Origin of the sequence: Pectobacterium aroidearum, assembly GCF_041228105.1 — a bacterium.
In the GTDB taxonomy this organism is placed as follows: domain Bacteria; phylum Pseudomonadota; class Gammaproteobacteria; order Enterobacterales; family Enterobacteriaceae; genus Pectobacterium; species Pectobacterium aroidearum.
This window is the reverse complement of record NZ_CP166097.1, coordinates 1,222,992-1,241,341: the sequence shown is the minus strand read 5'-3', so window position 1 is coordinate 1,241,341 and position 18,350 is coordinate 1,222,992. Positions and strand designations below refer to the sequence as shown.

Annotated in this window: 20 protein-coding genes and 1 other annotated feature; of the genes, 7 read left to right on the top strand and 13 right to left on the bottom strand. The window is 48.2% G+C overall.

What is annotated here, in order from left to right; all coding sequences use genetic code 11:
- Positions 1-7 precede the first annotated feature (7 nt).
- Both yfiH and rluD read right to left on the bottom strand, forming a co-directional pair.
- Positions 8-733, bottom strand: a complete 726-nt coding sequence (yfiH, locus tag AB8809_RS05600; protein WP_349856804.1) for a purine nucleoside phosphorylase YfiH — start codon at positions 731-733, stop codon at positions 8-10.
- Between the two features lie 43 nt (positions 734-776).
- Positions 777-1,754 carry a 23S rRNA pseudouridine(1911/1915/1917) synthase RluD gene (gene rluD / locus AB8809_RS05595; protein ID WP_015841307.1) on the bottom strand — a complete coding sequence of 326 codons (978 nt, stop codon included), beginning with the start codon at positions 1,752-1,754 and terminating at the stop codon, positions 777-779.
- Positions 1,755-1,888: 134 nt separating this feature from the next.
- Between rluD and bamD the strand changes: the two genes are divergently transcribed.
- The 3 genes from bamD to pheA all read left to right on the top strand — a co-directional run bounded on the left by bamD (position 1,889) and on the right by pheA (position 4,792).
- On the top strand, positions 1,889-2,623 hold the full coding sequence (bamD, locus tag AB8809_RS05590; protein WP_010306171.1) for an outer membrane protein assembly factor BamD: 735 nt from the start codon (positions 1,889-1,891) through the stop codon (positions 2,621-2,623).
- A gap of 322 nt (positions 2,624-2,945) precedes the next feature.
- Positions 2,946-3,284 carry a ribosome-associated translation inhibitor RaiA gene (raiA, locus tag AB8809_RS05585; RefSeq protein WP_010285968.1) on the top strand — a complete coding sequence of 113 codons (339 nt, stop codon included), beginning with the start codon at positions 2,946-2,948 and terminating at the stop codon, positions 3,282-3,284.
- Positions 3,285-3,477: 193 nt separating this feature from the next.
- Positions 3,478-3,603: a sequence feature (Phe leader region), on the top strand.
- Positions 3,604-3,631: 28 nt separating this feature from the next.
- Positions 3,632-4,792 carry a bifunctional chorismate mutase/prephenate dehydratase gene (gene pheA, locus AB8809_RS05580; protein ID WP_015841309.1) on the top strand — a complete coding sequence of 387 codons (1,161 nt, stop codon included), beginning with the start codon at positions 3,632-3,634 and terminating at the stop codon, positions 4,790-4,792.
- 101 nt (positions 4,793-4,893) lie between these two features.
- On the opposite strand, the gene tyrA is transcribed toward pheA, so the two are convergent.
- A complete protein-coding gene (gene tyrA, locus AB8809_RS05575; RefSeq protein ID WP_181830410.1) occupies positions 4,894-6,015 on the bottom strand; it encodes a bifunctional chorismate mutase/prephenate dehydrogenase in 1,122 nt (373 codons plus the stop codon).
- A gap of 6 nt (positions 6,016-6,021) precedes the next feature.
- Entirely contained in the window at positions 6,022-7,095 is a 1,074-nt protein-coding gene (locus AB8809_RS05570) for a 3-deoxy-7-phosphoheptulonate synthase (RefSeq protein WP_180779591.1), read from the bottom strand.
- A gap of 245 nt (positions 7,096-7,340) precedes the next feature.
- On the opposite strand from AB8809_RS05570, the gene btsR reads away from it, so the two are divergent.
- From btsR to AB8809_RS05555, 3 genes are all read left to right on the top strand, one after another.
- A complete protein-coding gene (gene btsR / locus AB8809_RS05565) occupies positions 7,341-8,057 on the top strand; it encodes a two-component system response regulator BtsR (RefSeq protein ID WP_181830408.1) in 717 nt (238 codons plus the stop codon).
- A 43-nt stretch (positions 8,058-8,100) separates the two neighbouring features.
- Positions 8,101-8,451 carry a DUF2799 domain-containing protein gene (locus tag AB8809_RS05560; protein ID WP_369987194.1) on the top strand — a complete coding sequence of 117 codons (351 nt, stop codon included), beginning with the start codon at positions 8,101-8,103 and terminating at the stop codon, positions 8,449-8,451.
- 255 nt (positions 8,452-8,706) lie between these two features.
- A complete protein-coding gene (locus tag AB8809_RS05555) occupies positions 8,707-9,645 on the top strand; it encodes a class I SAM-dependent methyltransferase (RefSeq protein WP_349856805.1) in 939 nt (312 codons plus the stop codon).
- Positions 9,646-9,860: 215 nt separating this feature from the next.
- Here AB8809_RS05555 and AB8809_RS05550 read toward each other — a convergent pair whose 3' ends face one another.
- From AB8809_RS05550 to ffh, 7 genes are all read right to left on the bottom strand, one after another.
- Positions 9,861-10,226, bottom strand: coding sequence for a hypothetical protein (locus AB8809_RS05550; protein ID WP_014916312.1), 366 nt, complete (start codon positions 10,224-10,226; stop codon positions 9,861-9,863).
- Positions 10,227-10,492: 266 nt separating this feature from the next.
- Complete coding sequence (locus tag AB8809_RS05545) at positions 10,493-11,299, bottom strand: DUF6694 family lipoprotein (RefSeq protein WP_349856806.1); 807 nt, start codon at positions 11,297-11,299, stop codon at positions 10,493-10,495.
- A 203-nt stretch (positions 11,300-11,502) separates the two neighbouring features.
- Positions 11,503-11,850 (bottom strand): 50S ribosomal protein L19, encoded by a 348-nt coding sequence (gene rplS, locus AB8809_RS05540; RefSeq protein ID WP_010285987.1) that lies wholly within the window; start codon positions 11,848-11,850, stop codon positions 11,503-11,505.
- Between the two features lie 62 nt (positions 11,851-11,912).
- On the bottom strand, positions 11,913-12,668 hold the full coding sequence (gene trmD / locus AB8809_RS05535) for a tRNA (guanosine(37)-N1)-methyltransferase TrmD (RefSeq protein ID WP_015841361.1): 756 nt from the start codon (positions 12,666-12,668) through the stop codon (positions 11,913-11,915).
- A gap of 38 nt (positions 12,669-12,706) precedes the next feature.
- Entirely contained in the window at positions 12,707-13,255 is a 549-nt protein-coding gene (gene rimM, locus AB8809_RS05530; RefSeq protein ID WP_180779587.1) for a ribosome maturation factor RimM, read from the bottom strand.
- Positions 13,256-13,273: 18 nt separating this feature from the next.
- Positions 13,274-13,522 (bottom strand): 30S ribosomal protein S16, encoded by a 249-nt coding sequence (rpsP, locus tag AB8809_RS05525; RefSeq protein WP_015841363.1) that lies wholly within the window; start codon positions 13,520-13,522, stop codon positions 13,274-13,276.
- Positions 13,523-13,679: 157 nt separating this feature from the next.
- Complete coding sequence (gene ffh, locus AB8809_RS05520; RefSeq protein WP_015841364.1) at positions 13,680-15,041, bottom strand: signal recognition particle protein; 1,362 nt, start codon at positions 15,039-15,041, stop codon at positions 13,680-13,682.
- 169 nt (positions 15,042-15,210) lie between these two features.
- On the opposite strand from ffh, the gene AB8809_RS05515 reads away from it, so the two are divergent.
- Complete coding sequence (locus tag AB8809_RS05515) at positions 15,211-16,005, top strand: inner membrane protein YpjD (protein ID WP_015841365.1); 795 nt, start codon at positions 15,211-15,213, stop codon at positions 16,003-16,005.
- A gap of 69 nt (positions 16,006-16,074) precedes the next feature.
- Here AB8809_RS05515 and luxS read toward each other — a convergent pair whose 3' ends face one another.
- Both luxS and gshA read right to left on the bottom strand, forming a co-directional pair.
- Positions 16,075-16,590 (bottom strand): S-ribosylhomocysteine lyase, encoded by a 516-nt coding sequence (luxS, locus tag AB8809_RS05510; RefSeq protein WP_015841366.1) that lies wholly within the window; start codon positions 16,588-16,590, stop codon positions 16,075-16,077.
- 153 nt (positions 16,591-16,743) lie between these two features.
- Positions 16,744-18,297 carry a glutamate--cysteine ligase gene (gshA, locus tag AB8809_RS05505; protein ID WP_180779586.1) on the bottom strand — a complete coding sequence of 518 codons (1,554 nt, stop codon included), beginning with the start codon at positions 18,295-18,297 and terminating at the stop codon, positions 16,744-16,746.
- Positions 18,298-18,350: the final 53 nt, after the last annotated feature.

Sequence of the window (18,350 nt, the reverse complement as noted above, 5' to 3'; positions counted from 1 at the left end):
CAATAGGTTATATCAGCCAGATTAAACTTGCCATACGGCCAGTCACGCCATCACGCCGATAAGAGAAAAATTTGTGAGGTTCGCTCACAGTACAGGCGTTTCCACCAAAAATTTGCGTTACCCCTGCGGCGCGTAAACGCAGTCTTGCCAGTTGGTAGATATCGGCAAAAAATTTATTTCCTTCAGGCCGAAATGCAGAAGCCGCTGCTGAATCATGCTGAATAAATGCGTCTCTCACTTCAGGGCCAACTTCAAAAGCATCAGGCCCGATAGCGGGCCCCAGCCACGCCATGATCTGCGCAGGCTGCGCACGGAAACAGGCTAACGTTTCTTCCAGCACACCCGCGTGTAATCCCCGCCAACCAGCATGCGCAGCAGCCACTTCATCGCCGTTGCTTGCACAAAAAAGCACGGGTAAACAGTCCGCCGTCATCACCGCACAGACCTGCCCTTTCTTATCCGTATAAGCCGCATCACCGCAAACAGATGTGGGGGACTCCTCGCTAATACGAATTACATCGGTGCCATGAACTTGTTCCAACCAATGCGGCATGGCTGGGAGGCCAGCCATCTCCACCAGTGTTTGCCGATTTGCGGTAACGTGTACAGGCTCATCGCTCACATGGTTGCCCAAATTCAAAGAGTCATAAGGTGCAACACTATGCCCACCAATACGCGTCGTACTACAAGATTTCACACTTTCTGGTAAAGGCCAGTCGGGGTATATCAGCATAGTCCGTCACCTCTATAAATCGGCACTTATCGTATTGAATACATTACCAGTCGAGCTGATCTTTAAATTCTTCGGTATCGGCTTTCAGCGCATCAATCAGATCAACCATATCCTGCGGCAATTCCGCATGCCATTCCATGTGAATGCCGGTAATCGGATGGTAGAAACGCAACATGGTGGCATGCAGCGCCTGACGGTCGAAACCACGCAGCGTCTCAATGAACGCTTCCGAAGCGCCTCTTGGTGGACGAGGACGACCGCCGTATAGCTGATCGCCAACCAGGGGATGATTAATGTGCGCCATATGCACACGAATCTGATGGGTGCGCCCCGTTTCCAGACGCAACCGCAAACGGGTATGCGCACGGAAATGTTCCATGATGCGATAATGTGTTACAGCAGGCTTACCCATTGGGTGCACTGCCATATGAGTACGTTTGGTTGAATGGCGGGCGATAGGTTGATCGACCATGCCGCCTGCCGTCATCGAGCCAATCGCAACGGCTTCATACTCACGGGTAATTTCGCGCGCCTGTAGCGCCTCAACCAAACGCGTCTGTGCTGGTACGGTTTTCGCGACCACCATGAGCCCCGTCGTATCTTTATCCAGTCGGTGCACAATTCCGGCACGAGGCACATCGACAATCTCAGGATAATGATGCAACAAGGCATTCAATACCGTGCCATCCGGGTTACCCGCTCCGGGGTGAACCACCAGATCTCTGGGTTTGTTGATGACCAGAATATCCTGATCTTCATACACGATATCCAGCTTGATATCCTGTGCTTCCCAGCGGGCTTCTTCTTCAATCAATGCATCAATCGCTACCGATTCGCCGCCAAGTACTTTCTCTTTTGGCTTATTGGTGACATTGCCGTTAATCTGTACCCGATTCTCAAGAATCCACTCTTTTATGCGGGATCGTGAATAATCAGGGAACAATTCGGCCAAAGCCTGATCTAAACGTTGTCCGAGTTGAGATTCGGCCACCGTTGCGGTGAGTTGTACTTGTTGTGCCATATTATGCAGCTTCTTCGTTAACGTTGGGTTTTGACGGCGACGCCGTTTAAAATAATGTACTATTGTAGCTGGTCTAAATCGGGAGCTTAACGGACAGTCTCCCGGAATAACATTCTGAGGATAATCAAAACGTCATGACGCGTATGAAATATCTGGTGGCTGCCGCCACGTTGAGCCTGGCGCTGGCTGGTTGCTCCAGCAATTCCAAAGATGCGGTTCCTGATAGTCCGCCATCTGAAATCTATGCCAATGCTCAACAAAAACTGCAGGACGGCAACTTTAAAGCAGCCATCACGCAGTTGGAAGCACTGGATAACCGGTATCCGTTTGGTCCCTATTCGCAGCAAGTGCAGTTGGATTTGATCTACGCCTATTACAAATCCGCAGAGCTGCCATTGGCTCAAGCTTCTATTGACCGCTTCCTGCGACTCAACCCGACCCATCCAAACGTGGATTATGTCCTGTACATGCGCGGCCTTACCGACATGGCGCTGGATGATAGCGCGTTACAAGGCTTCTTCGGCGTCGATCGTTCCGATCGCGATCCGCAGTATGCCCGCACCGCTTTCCGGGATTTCAGCAAGCTCATTCAGGGATATCCGAACAGCCAATACGCCACCGACGCAAACAAGCGTTTGGTTTACCTTAAAGAGCGTCTGGCCAAGTATGAGCTTTCTGTCGCGCAATACTACACGAAACGCGGCGCTTATGTGGCAGTAGTTAATCGCGTTGAGCAAATGCTACGTGATTACCCTGATACTCAGGCAACAAAAACTGCCCTGCCGTTGATGGAAAATGCCTATCGTGAACTGCAACTGGCCGCACAGGCAGACAAAGTCGCAAAAGTTATTGCCGCGAACCCGGCATAAACGATAAGCCACACACAATAATGAGACGGCAGCTTCGGTTGCCGTTTTTTTATGGTTTTATCGGTTCGCTATGCATCGATGATGCAGAAAAAACAGCTTGGTAGGAGTCAACAACAGCGCGGTAACATCAACACATCCTGTCAATAATGGCACAGGCCGAATGCCCCCTCAAGCACTTCCCTTCGATTCCCGATGATGTCTCACAAATCGCGTTTTCTTGACAAAAAGTGACGAAAAAAAGCGATCAATATCACGCTTTTTGCCACAACTCGCGGTATGCTGGAATCATCCAAGACGGACATAGGCAGAGAGGTAAGTTTATATGACTATTAATATTACCAGTAAGCAAATGGATATCACCCCCGCAATTCGTCAACATGTCGAAGACCGTCTTTCCAAGCTGGATAAGTGGCAAACCCAGCTGATTAACCCGCATATTATTCTGTCAAAAGAGCCTCAGGGTTTTGTGGCCGATGCCACTATCAGTACGCCAAATGGTCCGCTGGTTGCCAGCGCCAAACATGATGATATGTATGCCGCTATCAATGAGCTAATTACCAAACTCGAACGTCAGTTGGACAAACTCCAGCATAAAGGCGAAGCCAGACGTGCGGTAGCTAGCGTCAAAGAAGCCAATCTCCAGCCAACTCAAGAAGAGTAATTTACTCCCTTTACCTCAATATAACGCGCCTGAGGGCGCGTTTCTGCATTCTACTCGCCCGTAACCTACGCCCTAAAGCGCCAGCACGATACATGGTTTAACATTGCACGTGGCGATTTTGTATTGACAGGATGAAAAGCCAACAGTTACCTTACCTGTTAAGAATTTGGGTTTTCCTGACTAACCGAGCACACATGACCAATAAACTGTTCTTCTTCGTATTCTTTTTCACCTTCCCCTGATTTGGGAGGCGATTCGTCGTAAGAGCAAGAATACGAAGACGAACAAAAAAGCCTCCTGACCGGGAGGCTTTTTTTATATAAGAACATAAGGCAGGTAATAGCATCATGACAGACAATCCATTACTCGCACTGCGAGAACGCATCAGCGCATTGGATCTGCAATTAATTGAATTGCTGGCACAAAGACGAGAACTGGCGCTGGACGTTGCTCGCAGCAAATTACATTCGCATCGCCCCATCCGTGACAAAGAGCGTGAACGTGATTTGCTGGACAAGCTGACAGCCGCAGGGAAAAAGCATCATCTTGATGGTCACTATATTACCCGCTTATTTCAGCTCATTATTGAAGATTCAGTACTGACACAGCAGGCTCTCTTACAGCACCACCTCAACCAAACAACGTCACACTCTGCCCGTATTGCGTTTCTCGGGCCGAAAGGATCTTATTCCCATCTTGCTGCCCGCCAATATGCCGCTCGACACTTCGAACAACTCATTGAATGCGGCTGCCAGAAGTTCCAGGACATCTTCAATATGGTGGAAACTGGGCAAGCGGACTATGCCGTTCTGCCGATTGAAAATACCAGTTCCGGTTCAATCAACGACGTCTATGACTTGCTGCAGCACACGGGATTATCCATCGTCGGCGAATTAACCAACCCGATAAACCATTGTGTTCTGGTCGCCACAGAGACGTCACTGGCACAAATCGAAACGGTTTACAGCCACCCGCAACCGTTCCAGCAATGCAGCCATTTCATCAATCGTTTTCCGCACTGGAAGATTGAATATTGTGAGAGCACTGCTGCGGCGATGGAAAAAGTCGCGGCGCTCAACTCACCAAAAGCAGCGGCACTCGGCAGCGAAGCCGGTGGTCAGCTTTATCAGCTACAGGTGCTGGAACACGATCTGGCCAATCAGTCACAAAACATCACTCGCTTCATTGTATTAGCGCGTAAACCCATTGAAGTAACAGAACAAGTGCCGGCAAAAACCACGCTGATTATGGCAACCGGTCAACAGTCCGGTGCACTGGTGGAAGCACTCCTGGTATTGCGTGATAACGGCATTGTAATGACCAAGCTGGAATCCAGACCGATCAACGGTAACCCGTGGGAAGAGATGTTCTATCTTGATGTGCAGGCGAACCTGCGCAGCGATGCTATGCAGAAAGCGCTAAAAGGATTAGCCCCCATCACCCGCTCGTTAAAGGTGCTAGGCTGTTATCCTAGTGAAAACGTCGTACCCGTCGATGTGAACGAATAGTCGGTGTAAACAAATAATGGAAAAAGCCATCCCGGCTACTCGCCGGGATGGCCTCTCGAACACAATTCAAATATCAAACACAGTCTGAAGCGCAAACGTACTTACTGACGAATATCGTTTGCCTGACGCAAAAGCACCCTGCTCTCCGCCTGGAAGCGTTTGGCATAATCGCCAAACCAGTGTTCGACTTTCTTGAAACTGTTAATAAACTCGGCTTTATCCGTCTGTTCCAGCAACGTAATCGCTTCGCCAAAGCGTTTGTAGTAACGCTTAATCAACGCCAGATTATCCTCTGAAGACATAATAATGTCGGCATAAAGCTGCGGGTCCTGTGCAAACAACCGCCCAACCATGATCAACTCCAGACGATAAATCGGCGATGACAGGGCGAGTAGCTGCTCAATCTGCACATTCTCTTCCGCTAAATGCAGGCCATAGGCGAATGTCGCAAAGTGACGCAGCGCCTGAATGAACATCATGTTCTGATCGTGTTCAACCGCGCTAATGCGGTGCAGACGCGCGCCCCATACCTGAATCTGTTCCAGCAGCCACTGGTAAGCTTCCGGCTGACGACCATCGCAATAGACAACGACCTGCTTGGCAAGGCTACCGCTGTCTGGCCCGAACATAGGGTGCAGCCCCAGTACCGGACCACTATGCGCCGCCAGCATCGCTTGAAGCGGGCCATTTTTTACCGATGCCAGATCAACCAAAATACAGTCATCCGGCAAAGCTGGCAGACGAGCAATAACCTGCTCAGTCACGTGAATCGGCACGCTAACAATCACCATACCAGCGTCAGACAGGAGTTCATCCGCGTGCGGCCAGTCATCTTGCTCCAGAATCCTCACCTGATAGCCCGACAACGTCAGCATTTTTTCAAACAGATTGCCCATTTGACCACGGCCACCAATGATGACGACTGGGCGCAACTGCGGACACAGCGTTTTAAAGCCTTTGTCATTTTCGCTGGTATAGGATTCGCGCATTGTACGCCGCAGGATATCCTCGATGAGATCCGGTGGAACCCCCATCGACTCCGCTTCTTTACGGCGTGAGCTGAGCATGGCCGCTTCACGATCGGGCGCATAAATAGGCAAACCATAGCGGCTTTTCACTTCGCCCACTTCCGCCACCAAACGCAACCGACGTGATAACAGCGCGACAAGCTCCTTATCTACCTCATCTATCTGATCACGTAATGCGGTCAGTTCAGCTACCATATTTTGTTACTCTCCTGAATGTTTCACACGCGCAGCACTCAGCTCTTGATGAACGGAACGCAGCAGCGCTTCTGTACTTTCCCAACTGATACAGGCATCCGTGACTGATACACCGTAGCGCATATCTGAACGCGGCTGTTCTGAAGACTGGCTCCCCTCGTTAAGGTGGCTTTCCAGCATCAATCCTATAATGGAACGATTTCCCGCCTTAATTTGTTCAATCGCAGATTCAACAACAAGTGGCTGACGGCGGTAGTCTTTATTCGAATTACCGTGACTACAATCTATCATCAGCGCAGGTTTCAGTCCCGCATCCTGCATCTGTTTTTCACATTCAGCGACATCCTGCGCACTGTAATTTGGTTTTTTACCGCCGCGCAGGATCACGTGGCCATCAATGTTCCCCTGCGTTTGCAGCAGACAGACCTGACCGGTTTGATTGATACCAACAAAGCGATGTGGCATGGCGGCAGCTCTCATCGCGTTGATCGCCGTTCCCAGGCTGCCATCCGTACCGTTTTTGAACCCAACAGGCATGGACAGGCCGGAGGCCATCTCACGGTGCGTTTGTGATTCCGTTGTACGTGCGCCGATAGCTGACCAGCTGAATAAATCGCCCAGGTACTGCGGGCTGTTCGGATCAAGTGCTTCGGTCGCCAATGGCAGCCCCATATTCACCAGTTCCAGCAGCAGGCCGCGCGCGATGTGCAACCCTGATTCCACATCAAATGAACCATCCATGAACGGATCGTTAATAAGCCCTTTCCAGCCCACGGTGGTACGCGGTTTTTCAAAATAAACACGCATCACGATGTAGAGGCGATCGTTTAATTCAGCGGCAAGTGACTGCAGGCGGCGTGCGTACTCCAATGCAGCATCCGTGTCATGAATCGAGCAAGGCCCGCAGACGATCAACAGTCGGTCATCGCGACCATGAATGATATCCGCGATGGTTGCTCTCGCTTGCGCAATATCACGCTGTTCCGCATCGTTAAGCGGAAACTTGGCTTTCAATTCATCGGGAGTAATCAAAATCTGTTCTGCACTGATATTAATATTGTTAAGTGAATCTTTTTGCATGATCCCATTCCTGAAAAGTTCGGTATGTTCGCGACTGTCTGCACAACTGATTAACTGCACAACCTACGCGTGATGTTTACACCATAACACGAACCGTAAAGATTTCAATCCACTTAGTGTAAATAAAAAATTACCACCCTAAATATTGTCAAAAAAACAATATCTGCATGCCCTATCACTTCCCAACACAACCATGCCTATCTCCAGCGTGAATAATGATAGAATCACGCCAACAAGGGGGAAGGATGCTGAAAGCGATAATCATCGATGACGAACAGCTGGCACGTGAAGAGCTCAGCCTGCTACTGGAAAATGAATCTGATATCACCATCATTGCACAGTGCAGCAATGCGCTGGAGGCAATACCCGCGATTCACCGGCTGCAACCGGATGTCATTTTTCTGGATATACAGATGCCAAAGGTCAGCGGATTAGAGCTGGTTGCCATGTTGGATCCAGAAAATATGCCTTATGTCGTCTTCGTGACAGCCTATGACGAATACGCAGTGAGGGCATTTGAAGAGCATGCTTTTGACTATTTACTGAAACCACTGGATGCACAGCGACTAGGCAAAACGCTAAATCGTTTACGGCGCGGCACCAGTGTAAATAAAAACGTACAGGTAATTTCCGAACCCTTGCTCCGCCATATTCCCTGTAACGGACACAACCGTATTTTTTTGCTCAAGATTGAGGAAGTCGAGTATCTTTGTTCAGAACTCAGCGGCGTGCATGTCGTGGGCGTCAGCCAGTCCGGCTATACCCAACTTTCACTGAAAACGCTGGAAGAAAAAACGCCTTTCGTCCGTTGCCACCGTCAATATATGGTTAACACGGAGCAACTGAAAGAAATCCAGTTAATGGAGAACGGCGCAGCAGAAGTATTGACGCATACGGGAAAACACATCCCCGTCAGTCGCCGCTATCTCAGGTTACTGAAAGAAAAACTGGGCATTGCCTGATGGAATGCTCTTTCGGGCCAATGGCCGAAACATTGAAGATTTGATGATGAAATACAGTTATATCTTGGCTGTAATTCTTTTAATGACAGCATGCAAAAGCAACATTCCCTCGTTACCTGCTAAAAGTGAGTCAGGGTTCTGGTACGAGGCGGGTTATCAGGATGCAATATCTGGCATGGTCGTAAAAGACGATAGCACCTTACAGGAATGGTTTGGTAATCCGCAGATCGACCGTGAAACTTACTTAAGAGGTTATCAGGCCGGACAGTCGGCTTTTTGCGGTACAGATAACATGGAAGAATGGGGAAAAGCAGGAAAGAATTTTCCCGCCAGCTGCGATGGCGTAGAGAATGCGGAAATGCTACGAACCCACTGGCAACAGAACCTGCCTTAACCCTCCCTAAAAGGGTAATTACCATAATTATCAGTACATTAAATAGAAAACTATGAACCATTGCATCTGGTAACAATTCTACTCACTTTTGTACTCGCAAATAAATACGCCAGACATACCTCTCCGCTATTATCGCCAAAGAAAATAATCACATTAGGTTATTAAAAACCTAATGCTGGGATAACGAAAGGATCATATCTCACTGATAGTGAATTCCATGATTCCTGATCGCGATTGATATTATGGAGTGCTCATATGTCCGGTTCACACAAGCCTCATAACGCGTCTCTGAATAGCAACTCAAGGCTCTTATCACACGCAGATTCATCGCAGGAAAGCCATGATGAACGAGTCGCGGCGGTAAAGAGCAGAATTATCGAATCCGGCGACCATCCCGGTATTTCCGTAGAGGAGCAATTGGCGATACTGGACGCCTTCTCTCACCTTGAATTAGGCCGATTTCTACTAAAACATCATGGGCTAAATGCGTACTGGACGCATAATGTAATAACACATCAGCCAACTCACTATGTGAATCCACTCGAAGAAATCATCTACACACAACTCCCCAATGTTTTGGCGACACGCGAACGGTTCAGTATTTTCCAACGCCTGCTTCAAGAACGCTTACGGCCGAATGCCGTTATGGTGTCCGTCCCCTGTGGCGTCATGGCTGACTTATTGCTGCTGAACTATACGCAACATCAAGATGTAAAAATCATCGGGATCGACCTGGATAGACAGGCTCTGGAAGAAGCTTACAAACTTGCCAGTCAGCAAGGACTGGAAAACCAGATATCGTTGGTGCTTGCAGATGCCTGGGAAATTGATTTGGCCGCCCAAGCTGATGTGATTACCAGCAACGGACTCAATGTTTATGAGCAAGATGATGACAAAGTAACCGAACTTTACCGCGTGTTCTATTCTGGGCTGAAACCGGGAGGCACGTTGATAACCAGCTTTATGACACCGCCTCCTACGCAATCGCAAGACTCTCCGTGGACAAACGCCGAACCGAAATTGCTGGCGCTTCAATATGTCCTTTTCTCACGCATTATTGGGGCAACCTGGACAGCGTTCCGTACCCACAAACAAACGCAATCGCAGTTAGAACAGGCTGGATTCACTAGTATTCAGTTTATTAACGATCGTATGCACATGTACCCAACGGTCATCGCTAGTAAGCCGTATTGAGCAGGATACAGACAGTATCAACACAACACTTCGATCGCCGTAACCGATCAATATTGGAAAATTGATCTGTATAAACGTTTATAAAATAACCATGTCTAATGTCATCATGGTACTGAAGTTCAAACAATAACGATCGCGCCAGGGAAAGCAAAGCCCACCGACATGGTGGGCTTTTTACTGTCATAATAGTGCCTGGTATCGCTCAGAGAGGGGAGCTACCACTCAAGGGACTGTTTGCTCGCCTTAAGATTTTCTTTGTACATCATATAAATGTTACTGTAATTGCACATGTCAAAGCCGCTTTCACAGTAATCCTCTATGACCTTATCCATTATTTTTCTATCTTTAGCTTTAGTGGCAAGCTTAAAGGCGTTGAGGTTTTCCTTCTCCATCATACGCAACATACTTTCCTGACACATATCAAAACCACTCTCGCAGTAATCCTGCTTCACCGTCTCTTTTATAAACTCAATAACTTCATTTTTCTGAGCTTCGGAGTTATCAAAATCCATAGGGTGGATAAAACCAGCTGCTGCCATAAACGAGGAAAAAAAGAGAGGAATGAATAATAATTTGCGCATATAGATTAGCTCTTCCTTTAGTTTTTAATAATGTAGATGCGAAATATTACATCCAGAAATATCCTAGCACCAGAAAACTTGCAGGTCACATTCAGCGATTTTTGCAGATGAATTTTTATTAGATGAACCGTTTCTCGGATACACCGTTCTTCCACATTCTAAGCGGTAAAGCCAAGAGGAGATTTGGGGTTAAGTTTTCATATAGAACTTTTTGCGCAAAGAAAACCAGACCACTTAGCGTGGTCTGATTCTATAAATGATGAATCCTACGGTATGTATTTATTCTTAAGCTCATCAAGACGCTTTTGATCTTTTTCAGTGAAATTTACATCCCCCAAAATAGGGTTGCCGTCAGCTCCATCAAGCCTAATCACACTTACTGTGAAAATGGCATCAGCTGGCGCACTTACCTTTCCCCAGCTAGAAAACTTGTTGGGGGCAAGCTCCCAATCAGCTTTCTCTCCCGGCTCGAGGCCTCCGGATATCTGATAATTAAAAGCGTCACTGAACCATGGAACTTCACGATCCGGGCTAGCGATAACACCTTTAAAATAAGCTCTGGATATTGCTTTTCCTGTGTTATTTTCGATGCTTAGTGAAACAATTGGTTGATCTGAACCATATTTCTGTTTCTCCATGCGGAAACGTGACCGTACAACTTTGAACGATTTCATTGATTCTAAGCTTGTTATAGAAGAACTCTTTTTCTCTTCAAGTTCTTTTATTTCCTGAACAGCTTGCTCTTTTTCTTTTGCTTCTCTTTCTAGTTTGAGTGTTGCTGCGTAAGAAATAATTTGCTCGCCAGTTTTACCATTCAGTGACTGTTTCATTTTCTCTTCAATCACCGATGAATTGTTAGTCATCCCTGCCTGCATGAGCTCTTTAAAATTAATTTGGCTGAAAACGGCTACCTTCAAAGCCTCATCAAACTGACTGCGCTTACTTTCAGGAAGTGATTCACGAACTTTGGAAATGGATGCTTTCATACTGTCATTAGTAGATGCATCTATTTTGGGTTCGTTACACCCAACCAAAGATAATACGATCAGACTAATCCCTAATATTCTTTTCATTTTTAATCCATCATAAGTTACATTCAGAAATATCTTATCACCAGTCAACCAACAGATCACTTGTAGCAAGCCGAACAATGGTATTTTTCTATTCAATAAAACATTTCACCAAAATATCTGCCGCCATTTAAATAAAAAAAAGCCTAGCTATTATGCTAGGCCTTTGAAAAATAACAACTTTCGGATGTTGCGAAAGCGCTATCTTAGTTAAGACGCTCTTTGATACGAGCAGACTTACCAGTACGCTCACGCAGGTAGTACAGTTTGGCTTTACGCACGGCACCACGACGTTTAACAGCGATGCTGTCAACTACTGGAGAGTGAGTCTGGAATACACGCTCCACGCCTTCGCCGTTAGAAATTTTGCGAACAGTGAATGCAGAATGCAGACCGCGGTTACGAATAGCGATAACCACGCCCTCGAATGCCTGCAGACGTTTTTTGCTACCTTCAACAACCCATACCTTCACTTCTACGGTATCACCCGGACGAAATGCAGGTACGTCCTGCTTCATTTGTTCGTCTTCGATTTGCTTAATAATGTTGCTCATAATATGTCTCTTACCCTAGGTAAACTGATAGTTGGGTTCGCACGGTAAACGGGCGTAACCACCTAATACTCTTGTTGCTCAGACTGATATTCGCGTTGGAATTCAGCCAGCAACCTTGTTTGCTCGTCAGTCAGAGCTAGGCTTTTCAGAAGTTCAGGTCTTCTAAGCCAGGTTCGGCCCAGCGACTGCTTCAATCGCCAGCGACGTATTTCCGCATGGTTGCCAGACAGTAATACTGCCGGAACTTCCATGCCCTCAAGTATTTCAGGGCGAGTGAAATGAGGACAGTCCAGCAACCCATCGGCAAAAGAATCTTCTTCTGCTGAAGCCTGATGCCCCAGTACACCCGGTATAAAGCGGGCAACGGAGTCAATCAGGGTCATCGCTGGCAGTTCCCCACCGCTGAGTACGTAATCCCCTATCGACCATTCTTCATCGATTTCGGTTTTAATTACGCGCTCATCAATCCCCTCGTACCGTCCACAGACCAGAATCATCTTCTGGTTCGTAGCGAGTTGACGTACGCCTTGCTGATCTAATTTACGGCCCTGAGGTGATAAATAAATCACTCTCGCGCCTTCGCCTGCCGCTGCTTTTGCTGCGTGGATCGCATCCCGTAAAGGTTGCACCATCATCAGCATTCCGGGGCCGCCGCCGTAAGGCCGGTCGTCCACGGTGCGATGCCGATCGTAAGTGAAATCACGAGGACTCCAATACTGTACGTTCAGCAGGCCATTTTTTACTGCCCGGCCAGTGACTCCGTAATCAGTAATTGCCCGGAACATCTCTGGAAACAGGCTAATCACCCCAATCCACATAGTCTCGTTCCGCTGGGTACTACTGGTCGATTCAGAGCTCAAAAACCAGGATCCCAATCTACTTCAATAGTTTGAGTAGAAAGGTCGACGCGCTTAACAACCTGTTCAGTGAGGAACGGAACCAGCCGTTCCTTGACTCCGAAGGCATCTTTCAGGTTGGCTTTTATCACCATCACATCGTTTGAGCCGGTTTCCATCATATCGATGACTTTACCCAACTCATAACCGGTTACGGTCACGACCTGACAGCCCATAAGATCCTTCCAGTAATAATCACCTTCGCCCAGATCGGGCAGTTGTGACGAATCTACGACAATTTCGCAATTAGTCAGTAAATTAGCCGCATCACGGTCATCAGTACCTTTCACTTTAATGATCAGATCCTGATTGTGATACTTCCAGCCTTCAATCTCGACAAGCTGCCAACCGCTTTTGCTCTGGATGAACCAAGGCTGATAATCAAAAATGCTCTCGGCATCTTCGGTGGATGAAAACACTCTGAGCCAACCTCGGATGCCATACGCCGATCCAATTTTCCCCATCACAATCGGGTTAACGGGAGGCTTTGGGCTGAGTTGATTGCTCATTATCACCACCGCAACAGATTATGCTGCTTTTTTAGCGTCTTTGATCAGCGAAGATACGCGATCAGACACAGTTGCACCCAGACCAAGCCAATGCTCGATACGGTCCAGATCCAGACGCAGGGCTTCTGCTTGACCAGCTGCGATTGGGTTGAAGAAACCTACGCGCTCGATGAAACGACCATCACGCGCATTGCGGCTGTCGGTCACGACTACTTGATAGAAAGGGCGTTTTTTAGCGCCGCCACGTGCCAAACGAATTGTTACCATAACATCCTCTTTAGTGAATAAAACAACTGGGCCCCATCGAGGAACGGAGCCCAGTATGTCATATAAAAAGCCCGAAAATTTTACTCATTTTGGCGCAAAAAGCAATCTAAAGCGTGTAATCTCGCCAAGAGTTTCTCTGCACCATCGGTTTCGGTGGTTAACGCCCCGGGAATCCTGGTGGCATCATCCCTTTCATACCGCGCATCATTTTCGCCAGGCCGCCGTTTTTCATCTTCTTCATCATTCGCTGCATATCATCGAACTGTTTCAGAAGACGGTTTACATCCTGCACCTGCATGCCAGAGCCCATCGCGATACGACGTTTGCGCGATCCTTTGATGATCTCAGGTTTGGCACGTTCCTGATGCGTCATTGAATTAATGATCGCTTCCATACGTACCAGCACCTTGTCATCCATTTGCGATTTCACATTATCAGGCAATTGGCCCATACCGGGCATTTTGCTCATCATGCTCGCCATGCCGCCCATATTGCGCATCTGCTTGAGCTGATCCAGAAAATCGGTCAAATCAAACCCATCTCCCTTCTTAAGCTTCTTCGCTAACTTCTCTGCCTGTGTACGGTCGACCTTGCTTTCAATATCTTCAATCAGTGAAAGCACATCGCCCATGCCGAGAATGCGCGATGCCACACGCTCAGGGTAAAACGGCTCCAGCGCTTCGGTTTTCTCACCGACACCGAGGAATTTAATCGGCTTGCCGGTAATATGACGAATAGACAACGCCGCACCGCCGCGAGCATCGCCATCAATTTTGGTGAGGATCACACCAGTCAGCGGCAGCGCTTCATTAAAGGCTTTCGCCGTATTCGCCGCATCCTGCCCTGTCATGGCATCAACAACAAACAGCGTTTCAACTGGCTTAATCGCCGCGTGAACCTGTTTGATCTCGTCCATCATCGCGTCGTCAACGTGGAGACGACCCGCGGTATCCACCAACAATACATCGTAGAATTTCAGCTTAGCGTGTTGTAAGGCTCGTTCTACAATAGCAAGCGGCTTTTCCTGCACGTCTGACGGGAAAAAATCGACCCCAACCTGCTCTGCCAGCGTTTCCAATTGCTTAATCGCCGCAGGACGATAAACGTCGGCAGAAACGACCAGCACTTTTTTCTTCTGCTTTTCACGCAGGAATTTACCCAGCTTACCCACGCTGGTTGTTTTACCCGCACCTTGCAGACCCGCCATCAAAACAACTGCTGGCGGCTGCGCAGCAAGATTCAGCTCGGCATTGATTTCACCCATGGCGCTGACGAGTTCATTCTTAACAATTTTGACGAACTCTTGGCCTGGCGTCAGACTTTTATTAACTTCATGCCCGACGGCACGTTCTTTCACGCGATTGATAAAATCACGCACCACGGGTAACGCGACGTCGGCTTCCAGCAATGCCATACGCACTTCACGCAGCGTTTCTTTTATGTTGTCTTCAGTCAACCGCCCGCGGCCACTGATGTTGCGCAATGTGCGCGAGAGTCGATCGGTTAAATTTTCAAACATATCTCATGCTCAACGTAAGACAGGCCGCCAGCGCGACACGAATGGAAGAGATTATACACAAAAGCGGGAACGATCTCAGTGCTGCTGATGGAGAACTGTTGGTACCCACGACGACTAACGCTATACTGATTCTTCATTTTACCTAGTTGATATTTAATAACCTATTTGTATGTCTGTTTTCGCTATTGTGGCGCTTGTCGCCTACACACTCAGCCTCGGACTGATTATCCCCAGTCTGCTGCGCAAGAACAGTGCATATCGTCGGCTGGCAATACTCTCGGCCAGCGCTGCGCTAATCTGCCATGCGGTGGCGCTCTATCAACGCATTTTCGATGTTCAGGTCGGCCAAAACCTTAGCCTGCTGAATATCGGTTCGCTGGTCAGTCTCATTATCTGTACGGTGATGACGATTGTCGCCTCGCGCGATCGTGGCTGGTTTATTCTTCCTATCGTCTACACTTTTGCACTGATCAATCTGGCCTTCGCCAGCTTCATGCCAAGTGAATTTATTACGCATCTGGAAGCGTCTCCGGGCTTGATGATCCATATTGGCCTAGCACTTTTCTCTTATGCCACGCTGTTAATTGCTGCTCTTTATGCACTCCAGCTCGCCTGGCTGGATTATCTGCTCAAGAATAAAAAGCTGGGATTTGCCGCTGACATGCCGCCGCTGATGGGCATTGAGCGTAAAATGTTTCACATTACACAGATAGGCGTCATTCTACTCACGCTAACGCTCTGTACTGGCTTGTTCTACATGGACGATCTGATCGATAACAAAGAGAATCTGCACAAGGCCGTGTTCTCCCTGTTTGCGTGGTTCATCTATATTCTGCTGCTCTGGGGACATTACCATGAAGGGTGGCGCGGTCGGCGCGTTGTCTGGTTCAGCCTGCTCGGTGCGCTGATGCTAACGCTTTCCTACTTTGGTAGCCGGGTTATACAGCACTTTCTTGCCGTCTGACACTTCCTCGAACACAAAAAAAGAGAGCCAACTTTCGGCTCTCTTTTTTATCTGCGCTTATCCGACAAACTAGATATGCAGCTCGGCCAGCTTATCTTTCGGCAGCGCCAGATCGTCATTTTGGTTGATACCAATATCGCTATCCACGATGTGCTGAGCGATTTCCTGCGCTTCTTTCAGCGAGTGCATCTCATAGGTGCCACACTGGAATTCGTTCAGTTCAGGAATTTTACGCTGGTCGGTCACTTTCAGAACGTCCGCCATCGCCGCTTTCCAGGAATCGGCAACACGTTGCTCGTCCGGCGTACCAATCAGGCTCATGTAGAAACCGGTACGGCATCCCATCGGAGAGATGTCGATAATTTCCACGCCATCCCCGTTTAAATGATCGCGCATAAAGCCCGCAAACAGGTGCTCAAGCGTATGGATTCCTCGCTCCGGCATCACTTCGATGTTCGGACGGCAGAACCGCAGATCAAATACCGTAATATTGTCGCCATGAGGGGTTTTCATGGTTTTAGCGACCCGAACGGCAGGTGCGGCCATACGAGTATGATCAACAGTAAAGCTATCTAGTAACGGCATAATTCCACCTCCTCAAAGAAAAAAATTCATTTTTTCTCGTTTCCGAGAACTTTTCCTTTTTATGCGAGTCTGACTTACTGAAAGACGCGCATTTATTATCATCATCCCTATTAGAGATGTTTATTTGGCCACAGTTTCTGTGGCCTTTTCTTTTTAATTCGCCGCCAGATAATCGTCAAAACTCATCGTATCTTCAGACTCAATCTGACGTTGACGCTGCCAGGAATGTTCACTCGCAGCAGCCAATTGTTCTTCCGTCAACACCTGCAACGGTTCGCTGCTGAGCATTTTGCGATATTCTTCCGCTAAATTCAGCCCCACGCTACCATTGCCTTCTTGCTTCATCAACGTTAATAGTCGACCAGAGAACGTCGTTTCTGGATCGTCAAAGCCAACAAGCAGCTCATCGCAAACCTGCTGATAGTGCGGTTGACTGTTTTCCGCGTCCAGCACTTCCGCAACACGACGTAAATCCGCAAACAGGGATTTCCCCACCTCGGCAATCGGCTGTTGGATAGTTTCACACCGCATGCCCACCGTTTGCCCCGGTTTACGCCCTTCCAGAATCACCCGGTTCCAGTTTTTACGCGTACACAGTAGTTCATCGGCACTCATTTCCGGCGCATCCGCCAGCGCGCACCAGATCAGGAATAAATCCAGGAAACGTACCTGACTTTCACTCACTCCGGTCGGAGAGAAAGGATTGATATCCAGAGAGCGCACTTCGATATATTCGATTCCGCCACGCAGCAAGGCATCAGATGGCGTTTCACCCGCGCGCGTTACACGCTTCGGACGAATCGGTGCATAGAGCTCATTCTCAATCTGCAAGACGTTCGTATTCAATTGTAGATAGCGACCATCTTTCTTCATACCAACCTGGGCATATTCCTCAGACGGCGTTTTTATCGCGCGTTTTAACGCGGCGACATAGGTATCCAAATCGTTAAACGTAATCCCCAGATTACTCTGCGATTTATTGGTATAGCCTAAGTCACTAAGACGCAGAGAGGTCGCATAAGGCAGGTAAAGCATGCCTTTTTCCGTACGCTCAAACGGCAGTGCAGTTTCCCGACCTTTCAGGAAAGAAGAACAGATCGCCGGAGAAGCCCCGAACAGGTAAGGAATCACCCAACCAAAGCGGTAATAGTTGCGAATCAGTCTGAAGTATCCTGCTGAAATGGCCTTTTTCCCACTTTCTGCATCAGCGACACCTTCTCGCGCCTGCCAGAATGACAGCGGAAGGGAGAAGTTGTAATGCACCCCGGAAATGGTCTGCATCAACGCACCATAGCGGTTTTTCAACCCTTCGCGATAAAGCGTTTTGAAGCGCCCGATATTTGATGAGCCATACTGCGCCAGCTCTATGTTTTGCTCACTGTCGATAAAACACGGCATACTCAATGGCCACATCCGCTCATCACCCAGATTGCGGGAAACGTGGCGATGAATATCGCGCAGAAACGTCAGCAGATGATCAACATCTTTATCGACCGGCGTAATAAACTCTAACAGCGCTTCTGCAAAATCTGTCGTAATCCACGGGTGTGCCAACGCCGAGCCCAATATCTCGGGGTGCCCTGTCGTAGCAAGATGTCCGTTTGCTGTTACGCGCAATGTTTCGCGTTCAATTCCACGCTGAATACCCTTCACCGCCAGTGGGTGTTTTTCCAGCCAAGAAAGTGCTTCTGAAATGTCCGGGATCAAATCGACCTCCCGTTGTTAAAATGTAATGGTTGTAAGCATAATTGAAACTCAGT